The sequence below is a fragment of the Desulforhabdus sp. TSK genome (genome assembly GCF_022836495.1).
Lineage (GTDB): Bacteria > Desulfobacterota > Syntrophobacteria > Syntrophobacterales > Syntrophobacteraceae > Desulforhabdus.
In genome coordinates, this window is record NZ_BQXM01000129.1 from 1 (window position 1) to 520 (window position 520).

Here is a 520-nt window from a genome sequence, read left to right on the forward strand (position 1 = left end):
CTGTCAAACAGGGCACGGCCAGGCGCAAAATGCCCTCGCATGAACCGTTTTAGAATGGCAGGAGCATTGCTTCCCAGTGCTGGAGTCAAATACCGGTCAACGGGCGTTCGCCAATTTGGACGCCCTAAGTTAGGGGAATCGTCTTCGAGCTTGCCTCCTTCCCTGACCCAATTCCAGACTTTTTTGCCCTGGAATTTGCTTTCCGTGCCGTCCTTGAAGTGAAGCTGAAGTTTCATAAAAGCATCAAGCTTGGATCTTGATAAACTAGCTTCATTTAAATTTGGATGAACATGGTTGCAATCATAAGCAAAGCAAAACTGTTGAGTCTGATTGAATAAAAAAAGAAGGAATACCAAAAAGGTCATAGTATATGTGCTCATCTCTTTCCCCTGTGGGCGCATTCCCCGTTTTTTACAGGTCGGTATCCCCGCCAAGTGAGCCCCGTTTCTTCCCTGGGCGGACAGCAGTGATGGGATGGCGCTCTCGATACAACTCGATCACTCTGTCGTAGGTCCCGTTG

General features: G+C 48.5%; 1 pseudogene. It reads right to left on the reverse strand.

From position 1 onward, the window contains the following. Window positions 1-380 (reverse strand): annotated as a pseudogene (locus MWC30_RS21830) (hypothetical protein); the annotation flags it as partial. Window positions 381-520 lie beyond the last annotated feature (140 nt).